General features: G+C 68.8%; 19 protein-coding genes. 6 read left to right on the forward strand and 13 right to left on the reverse strand.

The annotated features are described in order from the left end of the window. Positions 1-174 precede the first annotated feature (174 nt). Genes ACFXN1_RS30245 through ACFXN1_RS30255 form a run of 3 tightly spaced genes read right to left on the reverse strand, consistent with a single transcriptional unit; the run spans position 175 to position 3,613 of the window. Positions 175-1,218, reverse strand: a complete 1,044-nt coding sequence (locus tag ACFXN1_RS30245) for a 3-oxoacyl-ACP synthase III family protein (protein WP_379402937.1) — start codon at positions 1,216-1,218, stop codon at positions 175-177. Between the two features lie 10 nt (positions 1,219-1,228). Further along, a complete protein-coding gene (locus ACFXN1_RS30250) occupies positions 1,229-1,906 on the reverse strand; it encodes an SRPBCC family protein (RefSeq protein ID WP_379402936.1) in 678 nt (225 codons plus the stop codon). A 3-nt stretch (positions 1,907-1,909) separates the two neighbouring features. Next, the gene (locus ACFXN1_RS30255) at positions 1,910-3,613 is read right to left on the reverse strand and encodes a thiamine pyrophosphate-binding protein (protein WP_379435454.1); all 1,704 of its coding nucleotides are present in this window, start codon (positions 3,611-3,613) and stop codon (positions 1,910-1,912) included. Between the two features lie 138 nt (positions 3,614-3,751). Between ACFXN1_RS30255 and ACFXN1_RS30260 the strand changes: the two genes are divergently transcribed. The 3 genes from ACFXN1_RS30260 (at position 3,752) to ACFXN1_RS30270 (ending at position 6,101) form a co-directional block, all read left to right on the forward strand. Further along, positions 3,752-4,255 carry an EXLDI protein gene (locus ACFXN1_RS30260; protein ID WP_379384247.1) on the forward strand — a complete coding sequence of 168 codons (504 nt, stop codon included), beginning with the start codon at positions 3,752-3,754 and terminating at the stop codon, positions 4,253-4,255. 119 nt (positions 4,256-4,374) lie between these two features. Further along, positions 4,375-5,334 carry an ATP-binding cassette domain-containing protein gene (locus ACFXN1_RS30265; RefSeq protein WP_379435453.1) on the forward strand — a complete coding sequence of 320 codons (960 nt, stop codon included), beginning with the start codon at positions 4,375-4,377 and terminating at the stop codon, positions 5,332-5,334. After that, the gene (locus tag ACFXN1_RS30270) at positions 5,331-6,101 is read left to right on the forward strand and encodes an ABC transporter permease (protein WP_379435452.1); all 771 of its coding nucleotides are present in this window, start codon (positions 5,331-5,333) and stop codon (positions 6,099-6,101) included. The genes ACFXN1_RS30265 and ACFXN1_RS30270 overlap by 4 nt, the downstream gene beginning before the upstream one ends. A gap of 51 nt (positions 6,102-6,152) precedes the next feature. Here ACFXN1_RS30270 and ACFXN1_RS30275 read toward each other — a convergent pair whose 3' ends face one another. From ACFXN1_RS30275 to ACFXN1_RS30285, 3 genes are read right to left on the reverse strand one after another with little or no spacing between them, the layout of a single operon-like run. Next, positions 6,153-6,869, reverse strand: a complete 717-nt coding sequence (locus ACFXN1_RS30275; protein WP_379402932.1) for an anti-sigma factor family protein — start codon at positions 6,867-6,869, stop codon at positions 6,153-6,155. Then, on the reverse strand, positions 6,866-7,372 hold the full coding sequence (locus ACFXN1_RS30280; protein ID WP_354841142.1) for a sigma-70 family RNA polymerase sigma factor: 507 nt from the start codon (positions 7,370-7,372) through the stop codon (positions 6,866-6,868). Before ACFXN1_RS30280 ends, ACFXN1_RS30275 begins: the two co-directional genes overlap by 4 nt. A gap of 42 nt (positions 7,373-7,414) precedes the next feature. Next, positions 7,415-8,029, reverse strand: coding sequence for a YqgE/AlgH family protein (locus ACFXN1_RS30285; protein WP_379435451.1), 615 nt, complete (start codon positions 8,027-8,029; stop codon positions 7,415-7,417). A gap of 125 nt (positions 8,030-8,154) precedes the next feature. Between ACFXN1_RS30285 and ACFXN1_RS30290 the strand changes: the two genes are divergently transcribed. Beyond that, positions 8,155-8,916 (forward strand): lysophospholipid acyltransferase family protein, encoded by a 762-nt coding sequence (locus ACFXN1_RS30290; protein ID WP_379435450.1) that lies wholly within the window; start codon positions 8,155-8,157, stop codon positions 8,914-8,916. A 59-nt stretch (positions 8,917-8,975) separates the two neighbouring features. Here ACFXN1_RS30290 and ACFXN1_RS30295 read toward each other — a convergent pair whose 3' ends face one another. Then, positions 8,976-9,299 carry a GNAT family N-acetyltransferase gene (locus tag ACFXN1_RS30295; protein ID WP_379402930.1) on the reverse strand — a complete coding sequence of 108 codons (324 nt, stop codon included), beginning with the start codon at positions 9,297-9,299 and terminating at the stop codon, positions 8,976-8,978. A gap of 98 nt (positions 9,300-9,397) precedes the next feature. On the opposite strand from ACFXN1_RS30295, the gene ACFXN1_RS30300 reads away from it, so the two are divergent. Continuing rightward, the gene (locus tag ACFXN1_RS30300; RefSeq protein WP_379435449.1) at positions 9,398-10,513 is read left to right on the forward strand and encodes a glycerate kinase; all 1,116 of its coding nucleotides are present in this window, start codon (positions 9,398-9,400) and stop codon (positions 10,511-10,513) included. Here ACFXN1_RS30300 and ACFXN1_RS30305 read toward each other — a convergent pair. Continuing rightward, on the reverse strand, positions 10,510-10,866 hold the full coding sequence (locus ACFXN1_RS30305) for a winged helix-turn-helix transcriptional regulator (RefSeq protein WP_379402928.1): 357 nt from the start codon (positions 10,864-10,866) through the stop codon (positions 10,510-10,512). The genes ACFXN1_RS30300 and ACFXN1_RS30305 overlap by 4 nt on opposite strands. Before the next feature lie 138 nt (positions 10,867-11,004). On the opposite strand from ACFXN1_RS30305, the gene ACFXN1_RS30310 reads away from it, so the two are divergent. Beyond that, positions 11,005-11,886, forward strand: a complete 882-nt coding sequence (locus ACFXN1_RS30310) for an NAD(P)-dependent oxidoreductase (RefSeq protein WP_379435448.1) — start codon at positions 11,005-11,007, stop codon at positions 11,884-11,886. Between the two features lie 12 nt (positions 11,887-11,898). Here ACFXN1_RS30310 and ACFXN1_RS30315 read toward each other — a convergent pair whose 3' ends face one another. The 5 genes from ACFXN1_RS30315 to ACFXN1_RS30335 form a co-directional block, all read right to left on the reverse strand. Next, positions 11,899-12,102, reverse strand: a complete 204-nt coding sequence (locus ACFXN1_RS30315; protein ID WP_379402960.1) for a helix-turn-helix transcriptional regulator — start codon at positions 12,100-12,102, stop codon at positions 11,899-11,901. Positions 12,103-12,127: 25 nt separating this feature from the next. Next, the gene (locus ACFXN1_RS30320; RefSeq protein ID WP_379384229.1) at positions 12,128-12,979 is read right to left on the reverse strand and encodes an ABC transporter permease; all 852 of its coding nucleotides are present in this window, start codon (positions 12,977-12,979) and stop codon (positions 12,128-12,130) included. Then, a complete protein-coding gene (locus tag ACFXN1_RS30325) occupies positions 12,976-13,902 on the reverse strand; it encodes an ABC transporter ATP-binding protein (RefSeq protein WP_379435447.1) in 927 nt (308 codons plus the stop codon). The genes ACFXN1_RS30320 and ACFXN1_RS30325 overlap by 4 nt, the downstream gene beginning before the upstream one ends. 240 nt (positions 13,903-14,142) lie before the next feature. Then, positions 14,143-14,595: a type II 3-dehydroquinate dehydratase gene (aroQ, locus tag ACFXN1_RS30330; protein ID WP_379435446.1), complete on the reverse strand. Its 453-nt coding sequence runs from the start codon at positions 14,593-14,595 to the stop codon at positions 14,143-14,145. A 12-nt stretch (positions 14,596-14,607) separates the two neighbouring features. Further along, positions 14,608-15,213 carry a hypothetical protein gene (locus ACFXN1_RS30335; RefSeq protein ID WP_379435445.1) on the reverse strand — a complete coding sequence of 202 codons (606 nt, stop codon included), beginning with the start codon at positions 15,211-15,213 and terminating at the stop codon, positions 14,608-14,610. Positions 15,214-15,304 lie beyond the last annotated feature (91 nt).

Genomic DNA, 15,304 nt, shown 5'->3' on the forward strand with positions numbered 1-15,304 from the left:
GTGGCGGAAACGGGTTTTCGCTCAGGCTCAGGTCGTAGTGGATGGTGTCCGCGCCGTGCGGGTCGACGGTGGCGGGATAGTCCGCCACCTCGGAACCGCGCAATCCCGTCGGCCAGGACACCGGCGCCACGATCCGCGCCGCGGGCCGCCTGTGCTCGCCCGCACCGGGGCGGGTCATCGGGCCGCGCCCCAGCGGACGGCCGCCGCCCCCGCGAAGTCCCCGGCGTGCGCGAACGCCGCCATCAGCACCACCGAGCCGTTGCGCAGCCGCCCGGCCCGGTTCTCGGCGTCCAGGGTCACGGGAATGCCTGCGGCGAACAGGTTTCCGCAGCTGTCGAAGGTGTCCGGGTGCCGTTCGGGCGGCAGTTCCATCGCCTCGTTCCAGTTGCGCAGGAACAGCCGGTTGGGCTGGTTGGTGACGAAGGTGTCGATATCGCGGGACTTCACCCCGATGCGCCGGCACACCGCGTGCGCCACCTCGGGCACCAGCCGGTTGCCGCGCGTCATCACCTTGGCCACCTTGGATTCGGTGAAGGTGACGCAGCCCTGGCCCTCGCCCGGCTCCCAGTACTTGCGTTCGCCGTTGGTGCTGAACTCCATGTCGCCCGCGAACTCCGGATAGGTGCGGCATTCGATATCGAGGATCGGCGCGGAGCTGTTCTTGACGAGCAGCCCGACCCCGCACCCGTCGCCGGGGACGGGGGCCTGCGCGAGCCCGCGGATATCGGGCTGGGTGAACACCGGGCCCGCGCAGTTCTGGGTGCAGGCGATGAGCGCGGTGCGCGCGTCGGTCGTCTGCAGGATCATGCGGGCCATCCACATCATGTGGACGAAGGCTGCGCAGCCGCCGTTGTGGATGTCGAACACCCAGCGCGGCTTCATATTCAGCCGGCGCGCCACCTCCGGCCCGGCGCCCAGCACCGGATTGTCGGGCAGCTGGGTGTGGGTGAGCAGGATGTCGACATTCGAGATCTCCTGTGCCCCATGGCGTTCGATCAGGGGTGCGACGGCTCGCTCCACCATGTCCACGGCGGTCTCGTCGCGGCCGATGTGATGGCGTCCCCTGGGGGCCCGGAACATGACGTTCCTGGCCATCCGGTCCGAGCGGGAGAACTGGGTGAAGTACTCGGTGCCGACCGGGTCACCGGGCAGGTAACCGGCGACATCGACCAGGCTGACGGGCGGCGCCGTCCGGAGGGCGGGGTCGGTGAAGTCCATGGCGCTCAGCTCACTTCTCTTCCGGGGGATTCAGCATCCAGTCGGGCTTGATGGGCAGCCCGTGCGAGGCGCGGTATTCCGCGATGGCCCTGAGGTTGTCGAGCTCCAATTGGTGCCCGGCGGAGAACATCTCCCAGAAGTCGCCCACCCACACCTTGCGCTTGTCCGGCGCGGTGTCCTTGTAGGGGTTCTCGTCATAGAACGGGTGGTGGCAGTTCGTCCACAGCACCACCGAACCGGGCTTGTCGAACACCACCTGGGCGTCGATCACCCGCATCAGGTAGACCATCCACAGGTGGTCGCTCTGGTCCCAGGCGCAGTGGTAGTCCACCGTCATGGCGTCGGGATTGGCGACGGTGCGGGTGTAGATCCTGGTGCTGTCGCCCAGCCGATCGTGCGACACCCACAGCCCGGGCTCCGCGGTCTCGGTGAATCCGCGCAGGCTGTAGGTCCATTCCTCCAGGCACCGGGTGTCGGCGAGGTACTCGTACAGCTCCCGCGGCGGGGCCGCGATGAACCCCTGGACCGGGCAGAAGTCGCCGAAGATCTGGTCGTGCGGATACACCGATCGCAGCATGTCCAGGATGATCGGGGTGGTGGCCTCGCGATCGGAGTTCTCGATGCGCAGCAGGCCGGGCAGGACGGCATCCGGAATGTCACTGAGGGCGGGCAGGGCGCTGGTGGTCACGGGTTACCTCCTGGGTGGCGTCAGGAACGGTGTGAACGGCGGGATTTCGTCGGGATCGCAGTCGATCGCGACGAACGACGGTCCCGGGCGGTCGGCGCAGTGCCGCAGTGCCGCGGCGAGCTCGGCCCGGTTCTCCGGTGCATGGGTGCACAGATCCGGGAACATGGCGGCCATCCCCGCGCCCGGATACGCGGGACGAAACCTGTTGAAGCTGTAGCGATCCCCGTAGTACAGCTGCTCGCGCGTGACGCACATGGCGTGCGCGTTGTTGTTGAGGACGATGAAGGTGATCGGCAGCCGGTGTTCGACCGCGGTGTGAATCTCCATGCCGTGCATGAAGAATGCTCCGTCGCCCGCGATGACGTAGGTGCGCCGCTGCCCGCCGGCCGGGTGGCGGTGCCGGGCGAAGGCCGAGCCGATCCCGGCCCCGAAGGCATAGCCCATGCCGCCCATGCCGAGCGCCACCGTGAAGCGCCCGTGCCGCGGCAGCCGCAGGTGGTGCACCACGGCCGCACCGGTATTGCCGGCGTCGGCGAAGACGTCCGAACCCGCGGGCAGCGCGTCGTTGATGCTGTCCACCACCTCGCGATAGCGCAGCCCGGGACCGTCGGAGGGTGGCACGGGCAGCGGGGTCAGGGTGGGCTCGCCGGACGGGTGCGGGCGCAGCGGGATGATCCGCGCCCCGGTTTCGCCGTCGCCGGAATCCAATTCGCCGATCAGCTCGGCGAGGGTCTCGGCCAGGTCGTTGCTGTGCGCGTGCCCGGCGGGCAGGAACGGCGGCAGCGCGCCGATGCTGGCCAGCGGCACCGCCGCGAGCGCGTCCTCCATCCCGGCACGGGCGGTCACAGGCATGCGGGTCCCGATCAGCAGGCACAGCTCCGCGCCGCGCAGGGCGTCGATCAGCTCGGGATTGCCCATGCTCCCCGCGACGCCGCAGCAGCCGGGGTCCGCGTGGTGGTAGACGTCCTTGGCGTCGGGCGCGACCCCGACGGCGGCGTCCACGGCGGCGGCGAAGGCGGCCAGCTCGCCGCGGGCGTCGTCGCGGGCCACCTGGTCCCCGGCGATGATCACGATCTTGCCGATCGCCCGGGCGCCGCGCACGGCGTGCAGCACCCGCCACAGGTTCTCGATGTCGCGGCGGTAGGGGCGCGCGGGCGGCACGAAATCCGGGGCGACCAGGTCGGCCTGCTGAATGTCCTTGGGCAGCAACAGCACCGCGGGCCCGCCCCGGCGGGCGGCGGAGACCGCGCGGGCGAGGTGAGCGGGCAGGTCGGCGGGGGCCTCGACGCGGGCACAGTAGTGCGAGATCGGCCTGTAGAGCGCGACCGCGTCGAAGGCGCCGGCCTGCCCACTCGTGTCCTGGAAGGCGCCCTTGCCCTCCAGGACGGTCGGGGGCTGCCCGATCAGCGCGAGCACCGGCACCCGGGAGGCGAACGATTCGGCCAGCCCGGCGACGAGGTTCACGGCGCCGCCGCCGGAGGTCGCGCACACGACACCGAGGCCGGAGGTCGAACGCGCATACCCGTCGGCCATGGTGGCCGCACCGAACTCGTGCTTGGCCACCACGGCGGTGATCAGATCCCGATGATCGAAAGCCGCGTCGTAGAGGTCTTCGATGTTTGCTCCGTCGACGCCGAACAGGTGCCGTACGCCCAGCGCCGATACCGCCCTGACCAGCTGGTCAGCGACCCGTGTGCCGCTATGCATGGGCGCGTCCTTTCCGGTGGCAGCCACCGGTGCCCGAGTGCCTTCAACCGGGATACGGATGCGGGTCGTCAGCGGTTCAATCACCGCGTTTCGCGACAGGTCTTGCCGTGTATGTATACGTCTACGTATAGTTGGTGCATGCCGAACAAGACGATTTACGTATCCGATGATGACCTGAAGCTGTTTCAGCGCGCGCAGGAGCTGGTGGGGGGCAATCTGTCGGGCGCGATCGTGACGGCACTGCGGCGCTTCATCGAGCTCGAGGAGGGCCGGCAACAGGGCTACGACGAGGTGGTCCTGAAGGTGGGCAAGGACGGCACCCGGCAGGTCCGGTTCTCCGGCACCCTGCTCACCCACTGGCACCAGATGGCCAACGAGCGCATCGAGGACATCCGGGTGTACCGCACCCGCAAAGGCGCGTATGCGGTGCACAGCCACTTCTCCAACTGGTCGGAGTTTCCGACCGACACCAATTGGCGCCAGTGGCGTCGCTTCCTCGGTCTGGGCGAACAGGATTGGGGCGATTTCACCCTCGAGGTCTACGACACCATCCAGGACCTGGAGGGCAAGATTCCCGATCGCCTCTACGCCCGCGTCGTGGACGCCACCGAGCACTCGCAGGTCGAGGACCTCGATATCTGATCGAAAAACCCGGTAGCACAACTGAATAACCGACCCGAAGAAACTTTGATCGCAAGCCTCGGCGGTCACGGCCTGGATGACGTATGCATTCATACCTATCTATTGATGAGAGGGGAGACATGTACAACGACCCTGCACCGGCAGCCATCACGGTCACCGGCCTCTGCAAATCCTTCGGTGAGCACATCGTGCTCGACCGCGTCGACTTCACCGTCCCGGAGGGCAGCGTCTTCTCGCTGCTCGGCCCCAATGGCGCGGGCAAGACCACCACGGTCGAGATCCTGTCCACCCTGAAACGCGCCGATGGCGGCGAGATCAGTGTCGGCGGTTTCGATCCCGCCGCCCAGCCCGACGGCGTTCGCTCGATCATCGGGGTCACGGGCCAGTTCTCGGCCGTGGACGAACTGCTCACCGGCCGCGAGAACCTCATACTCATGGGCGATCTGCACCACCTGCCGCGTGCCGAAAGCCGCAGGCTGGCAGCGGAACTGCTGGCCACCTTCGATCTGGAGGAGGCCGCCGACAAGATCGCCTCGAGCTACTCCGGCGGCATGACCCGCCGCCTGGACCTGGCCATGACCCTGGTCGGCGATCCGCGCATCATCTTCCTCGACGAGCCCACCGTGGGCCTGGATCCGCGCAGCCGCCGCGGCATGTGGGACATCATCCGCGACCTCACCGCGCGGGGCGTCACCATCTTCCTCACCACCCAGTACCTGGAAGAGGCCGACCAGCTGGCCGACCGCATCGCCGTGCTGCACCAGGGGCAACTGGTCGCCCAGGGCACCGCCGATCAGCTCAAGCGCATGGTGCCCGGCGGCTACATCCGCCTGGACTTCGGCGACCGGGCCGAATTCGAATCCGCCGCAAGGCTTTTCGGTGATGCCGCGCAGGTCAACGGTGACCTCACGCTGGCCGTTCCGAGCGACGGCGCGGTGCGCTCGGTCCGCGAGGTGATCGACCGCCTCGACGCGGCCCGGGTGGAACCCGCGGGCCTGTCCGTGCACACCCCCGACCTCGACGACGTCTTCCTGGCCCTCACCGGCGGCCACGCTCCGGAGAAGGAGACCTCCAAATGACAACTCTGACCACGTCGTTCGCCGACTCGAAGACCATGCTGCGCCGGAACCTGGTGCACGCCAAGCGGTATCCGGGCATGACCTTCTCCCTGGTCGTCATGCCGGTGTTCCTGCTGTTGCTGTTCAACTACGTGTTCGGCGGTGCGCTGAAGTCGGCCACCGGCGGCCGGTACATCGACTACCTGACGCCCGGCATGATGCTCATCATCCCGGCGTACATGGTCGCGGGCGTCGCGGTCGGCATGGCCACCGATATGACCAAGGGCATCATCAATCGCTTTCGCACCATGCACTTCTCGCACGCCTCGGTGCTCACCGGGCAGGTGGTCGGCACCCTGATCCAGGGCATGCTGGGCGTGGTCGCCATGACGCTGATGGCCGTGGCCATCGGCTTCCGGCCGCACGCCGGCGTGGTGGAATGGCTGGCGGCCCTCGGACTCATCGGCCTGACCGTCTTCGCGCTGAACTGGCTCGGCGTCGGCTTCGGCCTGATCGCCCAGACCCCGGAGAGCGCGTCCAATATGCCCATGCCGATTCTGTTCCTGCCCTTCCTGGGCAGCGGCCTGGTGCCGACCGACACCATGCCGGCCGGTGTGAAGCAGTTCGCCGAGTATCAGCCCTTCACCCCGATCACCGAGACCCTGCGCGGGCTGCTGATGGGCGGGCCGATCGGGCACAACGGCATCCTGGCCATCGGCTGGTGCGTGGTGATCGGCGTGTTCGGATACTTCTGGTCCACCACGACCTTCCGGCGCAAGACCCGGTAGTCACGGTGCCGGGCGGCGTGCTCCCAGGCGGGGCGCGCCGTTCGCGCGTGGTCAGATACCCGCTGCCAGCAGGATTTTCCCGGATCCGTTGCGAATCTCGATCGTCTTCAACTGTTCCGGCGACACCGAGGTGGTGCCGTCCGGAGTCAGCGTCTGGCCCGGCTTGACCGTCCACTCGGCGAGCTTGGACTGCACGCCGTCGTTGCGGGTCACCCACAGCGACAGCGTCCACACGTACTCCTCGTCCGAGGGCGGGTACTGGCACCACATGTCCACCCGGGTCTGGCCGTTGATCGACATCACCTTGAAGGTGGCCAGGATCGGGGTGTCGGTCTGCGGCTTCAGCGGACCCTGCGCCACCACCTGCTGCACGAAGGACGGGCCCTCGTGGTGGGCCACGGTGGCGGTCACCGGAATCGCGATGGTCACCGCGGCGGCCGCCGCCGCCACTGCTCCGGCGATCGCTTCCCATCGCCCCCGGCGCCGCCGTTTGGCGGTCCGCGCCGCCAGAGCCGGCAGCAACCGCTCGGGTGGCGGCGGCACGGTGGAGGGCGGATCGTCCTGCGCCGCAATCGACAACGCGGTCTCGGCATCCACCATGGCCAGCAGGCCGGGTAGACCGGCCAGTTTCGACACGGCCGCGCGGCAGGACTCACATCCGGTCAGATGCTCCTCGTACTCGCGGCGGTCGTCCCGGGCGAGAGCGCCGAGCACATACGCGCCGTCCCAGGTGGTGTAGCCATTGCACAGTTCATGGCCCTCGGTCATCTCGTCACCCCCATTTCCTGCAACACCAATCGCAATGCCCGCATGCCGTAGTGCATCCGGGACTTGACCGTGCCCTCCGGGATCTCCAGTTCCTCCGCGATCTGATGCGTGGACAGGCCCCGGTAGTAGGCACGGACGATTACGTCACGGTGATCGATGCTCAGCCGCGCCAGCGCATCCGCCACCAGCCACCCGTCGAGCGCCCGATCCGTCTTGTCCGGTTCGGGTACCTCCGGCGGGTGATCGGTGCGGAATTCGCGCCGGCTGCGCGCGCTGCGATGCTCGTCCACAGCGAGATTACGGGCGACCGTGAACAGCCAGGCCCGCGCCGAACTGGTGGACTGGTCCAGCACATTGGGCCGCTGCCAGGCGCGCAGCAGGGTCTCCTGCACGATGTCCTCGGCCCGGCCGGGATCCCCGACCAACCCGTAGGTGTACCGCCACAGCGCTGCCGCGTGCTCGTCGTACAGCGCGCGGAGCAGGGCCGCCTGGTCCTCCGGCATCGCTCACCTCCGCATCGATCACGACACAGATGTTCCGGCGGTTCAGTTGCGTTCGAGCTCGATGGGATGGGTGGCCAGCAGGGACAGCGGCAGCGGCTGGCGGCGCAGGACGTGGGCCCAGAGGTCGACGCGGCCCGCCAGCGGGTCGGAGGGCAGGGCGGACAGGACGATCCAGTCGCCGCGATCCAGTTCGCCTTCCAGCTGCCCGAAGGTCCAGCCGGCGTAGCCCGCGAAGACCCGGATGCCCTCCACCAGACCCTCGATGCGGTCCGGATCGGAATCCAGGTCCACCAGGGCCACCCGGCCGTCCACCCGGCGCACGCCGGACAGCCCGGCGATGGACGCCCCCACCTTGACGGTGGCCAGGCACAGCGCCGCATCGCGTTTCACCGGGCCCCCGATGTAGAGCGCACGCGGGCCGGCGGCCAGCTCCGACCAGTTGGGGAGCACGTCGTGCAGGGCGGTGTCACTGGGCTTGTTGAGGACCACGCCCCAGGTGCCGCCGTCATTGTGTTCGAGGATGTAGACCACCGACCGCCGGAACGACGGCTCGGTCAGATCGGTCGCGGACACCAGCAGGGTCCCTGGTCGAACCACCTGGTCCTCATGCCGGAATTCGCGTCGAGAACGGTCACCGTGTTCCTCTGCGCGTGCCACTCAGCCATCATCGCACTGAGACAGACCAATTGCGTTGCATAATTTGCCGCTTATTCATTTGTGCCGCTGCGAGCCGCGAAAAACATGTCCGGCATACCTTGCGGTTCGTAGCTAGGGTGGGCGCTATGGAACGCCCCGAAGTCGTCCTCGAGAACAGCGACGCGGTCTACGACTTCTATCGTGACCACCAGCAGAACCTGCTGAAGGCGCGGGCGGCCTACTGGCTACTGGGTCGTCGCTATCATCCCCGGGTGACCTACGCGGACGGAGCGCGGGACCGGCTGCGGGAGTTCATCTCCCAGCGGCGACCGCTGCTCATCGCGGTGAACCACCTCTCCCAGCTGGATCCGTACACCGTCGGCGCCGCGGCCTGGCGCAGCGCGCTGCGGCCGGTCATCGGGCACACCCGGGTACTGGCCAAGGACGAGCTGTTCACCGAGACCAAGCTGCGCGAGCGCATCGACATGATGGGCGGCATCCCGGTCTTCCGGGGCAAGGACCACGGCCTGCGCGCGGTAAACGCGGCCGGGCAGCGCATGATCGACATCTGCGCCGAGCGCATGGCGCGCGGTGACGGGGTGGCGGTGTTCCCGGAGGGCACCTGCAACGACGTGGACCCCACCCAGGTGCAGACGGTCGGAACCGGCATCGGGCACATCGCCTTCCGGGCCAGGAAGCTCGGGGCGGAACCGGTGCTGGTGAGCCTGGGTCTGAGTTACGGCCCGCGGCTGGATCCCAGGGTGGAACCCACCAAGGAGGAGGCCCGCTCGGCCAGCTTCTATTTCGGCATGCCGGTGGCGGAGCTGCCCACCAAACCCGCCGAGATCACGCGGGTGGTGCGCGAAGAACTGCAGAACGCGCTGGACGGTGCGGTCAAGGCGTACTGACCGGCGGTGCCGTCGACGAGTACCGACCGGCGGTGCCGTCGAGGAGTGCCGACCGGCGGTCACTGCTGGGGCAGGCCGAGCCTTTCCCTCGACCACTGCGGCACCAAAGCCAGGTACTCGGGCCGGGATTCGACGAAGTGGTGCACCATCGGGCACAGCGGCAGGATCCCGAACCCGTCGTCGCGGGACTGGTCCAGCGCGCCCTGCACGATCTTGCGCCCGTACCCCAGGCCCTCGAACTGCGGGTAGACCTCGGTGTGCACGAAGGCCCGCTCGTTGGCGGTGTCCTGATAGGCCGCGACCCCGGCGAGGTATCCGTCGACGTACAACTCGAATCGATCCAGTGTGGCGTTCTTGCGGACCTCGACCGACTCACTCGACATGGGTGCGACGTTAGTTCTCCCGTGACGGCTATTTGTCCCTTTGGCCGAACGGTGGCGTCCGGCGTGTCGCTTCCCACATCGGAGATCAAAATGTAGGGATGACGAACCCACCCCCGCGCCGGGTGCTGCTGGCCCCGGACAAGTTCAAGGGCTCCCTGAGCGCCACCCAGGTGGCGGACGCGCTGGCCGTGGGGATCACCCGCGCCGCCCCCGGCGCCGCGGTGCGGCGGACACCCGTCGCCGACGGCGGGGACGGGACGGTCGAGGCCTTCGTGGCGGCGGGCTGGGAACGGGTGGAGGTCGAGAGTTACGGGCCGACGCTCGCGCCGGTGACAACCTCGTACGCGGTCCGCGGGCGGGTGGCCGTGGTGGAGCTGGCCGCGGTCAGCGGCCTCGCGGAACTCCCCGGCGGACAGCCCGATCCGCTGCACGCCAGCACCTACGGGGTGGGGGACGTGATCGGGGACGCGCTCGATCGGGGAGCGCGCGACATCGTGCTCGGGCTGGGCGGGAGCGCCTCGACCGACGGCGGGGCGGGCCTGCTGCAGGCGCTCGGACTGCGCATCCTCGACGCCGACGGGAACGAATTGCCCTGCGGCGGAGCGGCACTCGCGCGCGCGGTGCGGGTGGATCGCGACGATCTGCACCCCGGGCTGGCCGATGCGACGGTGACGCTGGCCAGCGATGTGGACAATCCGCTGCTCGGCGCGGATGGCGCGGCCGCGATCTACGCGCCGCAGAAGGGCGCGGATCCCGGGCAGGTCGCCACTCTCGAAGCGGCACTGAAGAATTGGGCCGCCGTGCTGGGCCCGGAATGGGCCGACAAACCGGGTGCGGGCGCGGCGGGCGGCACCGGTTTCGGGGCGCTGGCGGCGCTGGGCGCGCGGATGCGCTCGGGCATCGAGCTGGTTCTCGACCTGATCGATTTCCGGGCCCGGCTGGCGGACGCGGATCTGGTCGTCACCGGGGAAGGCTCGCTGGACACCCAGAGCCTGTCCGGCAAGGCCCCGATCGGGGTCTGTCGCGCGGCGCTGGCGGCGGGCGTCCCGGTGGTCGCGGTGGCGGGCCGGGTGCTGCTCGCCCCGGAGCAGGTGCGGGAGGCCGGATTCGCCACCGCCTACGCATTGTCCGCGCTGGAGCCCGATCCGGCCCGCAGCATGGCGAACGCCGCCGCCCTGCTGGAACGGATCGGGGAGCGGATCGCGGAGTCCTAGGTGGCCGGGGTGAGCGCGCGGCCGGGAATCCGGTTCCGATTGCGGTCGCCCCACTCCTCCAGCGGCCGCAGCGCCGCGCTGAGTTCCCAGCCCAGCTCGGTGAGCGAATACTCCACGCGCGGCGGCACTTCCGGGTAGATCTCGCGGTGCACGATGCCGCTGGCCTCCAGCTGCCGCAGGTTCTCCGCGAGTACCTTCTCGCTGACACCGGTCAGCAGCCGCCGGATCTGCCCGAACCGCTGCGGTCCCTCGGCCAGCACCCACATCAGGTGCATCTTCCATTTGCCGCCGACCGCCTCGATGGCCACGGACATGCCGCACACCTCGTGATCCGCGTCACCGCCGATACTCATCGTGCCCTCCTGACCAGATTCCGAACCTCGGGGTAAGCAACCCCACCCACCGGTGCGGTCTTCCCGAGGCTACCGATCCCGGCCACCATCGATTCCGGCGCGCCAGTTCCGAACAGCCGAAATCGAAGGGGATACACCATGTCTGATCTGCGTCGATCGGTCACCGTCATCGGTCTGGGCCCGATGGGGCGGGCCATGGTCGCAGCGTTCCTGCAGGCCGGAGTCGAGGTCACGGTCTGGAACCGCAGTCCGGAGAAGGCCGACGCCATGGTCGAGCTCGGCGCCCGGCGGGCCGCCACGGTCGCCGCGGCGCTCGATGCCAATGCGGTGGCCGTGCTCAGCCTCACCCACTACGCCGCCATGTACGACGTGCTGGGTCCGGCCGCGGATCACCTGCGCGGCAAGGTGATCGCCAATCTCTCCTCGGATTCGCCCGAGCAGGCCCGCCGGGGTGCGGCGTGGTTGCGGCAGCGCGGCGCCGAATTCCTTTCCGGCGGCGTGATGTCGGCGGGCGACAATATCGAACACCCGGCGTCCTACATCTTCTACAGCGGCCCGCGTACGGTCTTCGACGCGCACGCCGAACTGCTGCGCCCGCTGAGCCCGCAGGAGTACCTGGGCCCGGATGACGGTCTGGCGCAGGTCTTCTACCAGGGCCTGCTCACCATCTTCCATCCCTGGCTGCTGGCCTTCGACCAGGCCACGGCCATGATCGCGCGCTCCGGCCACGACATCGCGCAGTTCGTGCCGTTCGCGGTGCGCTCCAGCGCCGCCTTCCCGTACTTCATGGAGCAGTTCTCGGTGGAGAATCAGAACGGCGGCTGGGCCGACGTGGCCGGACTGCGCATGATGGACGCGGGCGCGCAGCACATCATCGACGCCAGTGCGGAGGTCGGCGTCGACGCCACCCTCTCGCGCACGGCGCAGGCGTTCTGGCGCCGGGCCGTCGCCGCCAGCGCGGCGGCGGGCCGGGCGGTATCGACCTTCGAACTCATGGGCACGGTCTCCGGGAACGCCTGAGCCGCACGGGAATCAGGCGGTCTCGGAGCCGATGCGAGGGAAGGGCACGGTGGAGAAGATGATCTCCACCGGCACCTCGAAGTACTGCGCGAGCCGCAGCGCCAGATGCAGGCTCGGGCTGTATTCACCGCGTTCCAGATAGCCGACGGTCTGGTAGTGCACGCCCAGCGCCTCGGCCAGCTGCCGGCGCGAGATGCCGCGCTCGGCGCGCAGCATCGCGATCCGGTTGTAGATGACCTCGCTAGTAGGCACGCGCCATGGCCCTCTCGCGACGGGCCGCCACCGCGGCCCCGGATTCGCGACGGGCCATGCGGCGCAGCACGATCGGCGCGATCAGGATGCCCGCCACCGCCCAGGCGCCCAGCACCGCCACGGTTTCCGGGTGCCGCCACGAGTGCGTCAGCTCCACCATGGCCGCGCCGTCGGGCAGCATGGCCGAACGCATGCCCAGGCCCATCCAGTAGATGGGGAACGCCTGGGCAATGGCCTGCAGCCAGCCCGGCAGGCCGGTGAGGGGGTAGAAGATTCCGGAGATCGCCACCAGACCCATGATGGGGAACGAGATGAAGCCGATGCTGCGCGGGCTGTCGAACGCCGAGCCCACGATCGCGCCCAGCGGCAGACAGGCCAGCAGGCCGAGCACCAGAATGCCGATCAGCGTGGCCCAGGCGCCGACGCTGTCCAGGCTCACCCCGCCGATGGTGAGCAGCCCGAACCCGAGGATCAGCGCCACCTGGACCACGGTGACGCCGGAGACCGCGACGATCTTGCCGATCAGGTAGCCCAGCATGCCGTTGGGGGTCGCCTTGGCGCGCAGCAGGGTTCCGTCCTCGCGATCCATGGCCAGGCCCTGTGCCACGCCGAACATGCCGGTGAACGCCACCAGCATGCCGAGCACGCTGGGCAGCGCCAGCGCGCCCAGGCCGACGCCGCTGCCCTGGAAGTCGCCGTGGCGCATGAAGAACACCGCGATCATGGTGGCCACGGGCCAGAAGAACTGCGAGAAGATGTCCATCCCATTGGTGAGGGTCTGGATCAGCTCGATGCGGCCGCGCCGGAAACCGGCCCGCACCGCGACGGTCGTCGGATTCATCGGACCTCCTCCAGGCTGCGCAGTTCGGTGTCGCCCTGGCCGGATTCGAAGCGCTGTACCAGGGTCATGTAGGTGTCCTCGAGCGAGGCGCGCCGCACCTCCAGCTCCTCGACCGACTCGCCGAACTGCTGGAACAGCTCGTAGACGAACTTGGTGGACTCGGTGGTGGTGTGCACGAAGCGCTGCCCGTCCCGGGTCCATTTCACCTCGGCCTCACCGGCGATGCGCCGGGAGAGCTGATCGGCCGACCCGTCGGCGATGATGCGCCCGCCGGCCAGGATGAGGATGCGGTCGGCCAGCTTCTCCGCCTCGTCCAGGTCGTGGGTGGTGAGCAGGATGGTGGTGTGGTCGTCGTCGGCGAGCCGGTGCACCAGGTCGTGGAATTCGCGGCGGGCCTGCGGATCGAAACCCGCGGTCGGCTCGTCCAGGAACAGCAGTTCCGGGCGGCCGACAATGCCGATGGCCACGTCCAGGCGGCGGCGCTGGCCGCCGGAGAGGGTCATCACCTTGGCGTCCGCGTGCTCGGTGAGGCCCACCGCGGCGATGAGTTCGTCTGTGTCCCAAGGCCGTTGGATGTCGGCCGTGGCGTAGGGCGCGTAGAACATGCCCAGGTAGTCCAGCAGTTCCCGCACCCGCCACTTGCCGTGATCGCGCCAGGACTGCAGCACCACGCCCAGCCGGGCCCGCCAGGCCTCGTCGCCGTGCGCCGGGTCCGCGCCGAGCACCTCGACCCGGCCCGCCGAGCGCATGCGGAAGCCCTCCAGGATCTCGATGGTGGTGGTCTTGCCCGCGCCGTTCGGGCCGAGCAGTGTCAGCACCTCGCCGCGGTGGGCCTGGAAGCTGACGTCCTGCAGGACATCGCGGGTGCCGTAGCGCATCCGCAGGTTCTCGACGTCGAGTACGACGCCCTCACCGACCGACATGTCACCCCTCCGTAGTAGAAGCCGGATCGGATGTAGCATACCTACTACATTTTGGGGTGGACAAGCTATTTCTCGTGCACGAAAACGGGCCCTGCTCCAAGCGAGCCGGGCCCTCTTTCGTGAGGCGACAACTGATTTCGTGAGATGCGGGTAACTCGCCGGGTACGTCCAGAATCGGTTCGGCTCCCAACCGCCGGCACGCGTGCCCAACGGTGAACGGCTCTCGGCCGTGCGCCGAAGTTACGGGGAGGCGGGGGAGCGGCGGATCAAGAATTCGATCGCGGCCGCGTAACCCTGGATGCCCATCCCCGCGATCACCGCGGTGGCGATGGGGGAGACGTAGGAGTGATGCCGGAACTCCTCGCGGGCATGCACATTGCTGATGTGCACCTCCACGATCGGCACCTCCGGAATCACCAGCGCGTCGCGCAGCGCCACCGAGGTGTGGGTGAACCCGCCCGGATTGATGACGATGCCCGCCTCCACCCCGCGCGCGGCGTGGATCCGGTCGATCAGCGCGCCTTCGTGATTGGACTGGAACGCCACGATCTCCCGGTCGAACCGCGTCGCGGTCTTGCGGCACAGTTCCACCACGTCGTCGAGGGTGTCGGCCCCGTACACCTCGGGCTGGCGGGTGCCGAGCATGTTCAGGTTCGGGCCGTTGAGCACCAGGATCGGACCGGAAGCAGCCATGCGCCCACTGTATTAGAGGCCGCTCGGTCCCTCCGTGCGCAGGTCGTCGACTTTGCGCATGGCCGTGCGCAAATCCTCGAGCCACTCCTCGGCGTGCTTGCCGGCCAGCTTGACCGTCCAGGCCAGCGCGTCGGAGCGGGAGCGGGCCACGCCGGCGTCGACGAGGGTGTCGAGCACCTTGCGTTCGGGCTGGCGCAACCGGGTCATGACCGGAACGGCCAGGTGGGTGAACATGATTCGCTCGCCGTCCACCAGCACGCCCCAGGCGACATTGCGGCCGTAGCGGACCTGGGCCTCCTGGGCGATCTGCATGCGGGCGGGGCGGGTGGTCTCCCGGAAGCGGGCGATGATGCCCTCGCGGGTGGCCTGCGGGACGGCGGCCGGTGCCGCGTCCTCGGCGGGAGCGTCGTCGCCCGGGGCGGGTTCGGCTGGGGGGAGGGGGAGTTCGCCGAGGACGACGATTTCGTCGCGATCGACTTCGAGGGTTGCTGGACCGGTGAACCAGTCGGCTGGCAATCTTCCAGCGAACCAGGCGGGAGCGTCCGAGGCGTCGGGAAGGTCGGCCTGCTGCCAGCCGCCGGTGCGCCCGAAAACGTGTCCACGATGTCCGTGTCTCATGTTGGTCACACTCACTTACTGCAAGAAGTTGTAATGCTGATTACAACGTTACGTCGTTTCAGCGGGAGTGGGTTCTGCTCTGGGAGAACGA

It is taken from the genome of Nocardia sp. NPDC059154 (genome assembly GCF_042755705.1).
Lineage (GTDB): Bacteria > Actinomycetota > Actinomycetes > Mycobacteriales > Mycobacteriaceae > Nocardia.

What these genes read in the sequence shown, in the direction of transcription:
- ACFXN1_RS30300 (WP_379435449.1), top strand. Translation starts at nt 9,398, where the DNA reads ATGACGAACCCACCCCCGCGCCGGGTGCTGCTGGCCCCGGACAAGTTC.
- aroQ (WP_379435446.1), bottom strand. Translation starts at nt 14,595, where the DNA reads ATGGCTGCTTCCGGTCCGATCCTGGTGCTCAACGGCCCGAACCTGAAC.
- ACFXN1_RS30255 (WP_379435454.1), bottom strand. Translation starts at nt 3,613, where the DNA reads ATGCATAGCGGCACACGGGTCGCTGACCAGCTGGTCAGGGCGGTATCG.
- ACFXN1_RS30270 (WP_379435452.1), top strand. Translation starts at nt 5,331, where the DNA reads ATGACAACTCTGACCACGTCGTTCGCCGACTCGAAGACCATGCTGCGC.
- ACFXN1_RS30275 (WP_379402932.1), bottom strand. Translation starts at nt 6,869, where the DNA reads ATGACCGAGGGCCATGAACTGTGCAATGGCTACACCACCTGGGACGGC.
- ACFXN1_RS30295 (WP_379402930.1), bottom strand. Translation starts at nt 9,299, where the DNA reads ATGTCGAGTGAGTCGGTCGAGGTCCGCAAGAACGCCACACTGGATCGA.
- ACFXN1_RS30315 (WP_379402960.1), bottom strand. Translation starts at nt 12,102, where the DNA reads ATGCTGCGCGCCGAGCGCGGCATCTCGCGCCGGCAGCTGGCCGAGGCG.
- ACFXN1_RS30335 (WP_379435445.1), bottom strand. Translation starts at nt 15,213, where the DNA reads ATGAGACACGGACATCGTGGACACGTTTTCGGGCGCACCGGCGGCTGG.
- ACFXN1_RS30260 (WP_379384247.1), top strand. Translation starts at nt 3,752, where the DNA reads ATGCCGAACAAGACGATTTACGTATCCGATGATGACCTGAAGCTGTTT.
- ACFXN1_RS30265 (WP_379435453.1), top strand. Translation starts at nt 4,375, where the DNA reads ATGTACAACGACCCTGCACCGGCAGCCATCACGGTCACCGGCCTCTGC.
- ACFXN1_RS30245 (WP_379402937.1), bottom strand. Translation starts at nt 1,218, where the DNA reads ATGGACTTCACCGACCCCGCCCTCCGGACGGCGCCGCCCGTCAGCCTG.
- ACFXN1_RS30305 (WP_379402928.1), bottom strand. Translation starts at nt 10,866, where the DNA reads ATGAGTATCGGCGGTGACGCGGATCACGAGGTGTGCGGCATGTCCGTG.
- ACFXN1_RS30290 (WP_379435450.1), top strand. Translation starts at nt 8,155, where the DNA reads ATGGAACGCCCCGAAGTCGTCCTCGAGAACAGCGACGCGGTCTACGAC.
- ACFXN1_RS30325 (WP_379435447.1), bottom strand. Translation starts at nt 13,902, where the DNA reads ATGTCGGTCGGTGAGGGCGTCGTACTCGACGTCGAGAACCTGCGGATG.
- ACFXN1_RS30310 (WP_379435448.1), top strand. Translation starts at nt 11,005, where the DNA reads ATGTCTGATCTGCGTCGATCGGTCACCGTCATCGGTCTGGGCCCGATG.
- ACFXN1_RS30320 (WP_379384229.1), bottom strand. Translation starts at nt 12,979, where the DNA reads ATGAATCCGACGACCGTCGCGGTGCGGGCCGGTTTCCGGCGCGGCCGC.
- ACFXN1_RS30280 (WP_354841142.1), bottom strand. Translation starts at nt 7,372, where the DNA reads ATGCCGGAGGACCAGGCGGCCCTGCTCCGCGCGCTGTACGACGAGCAC.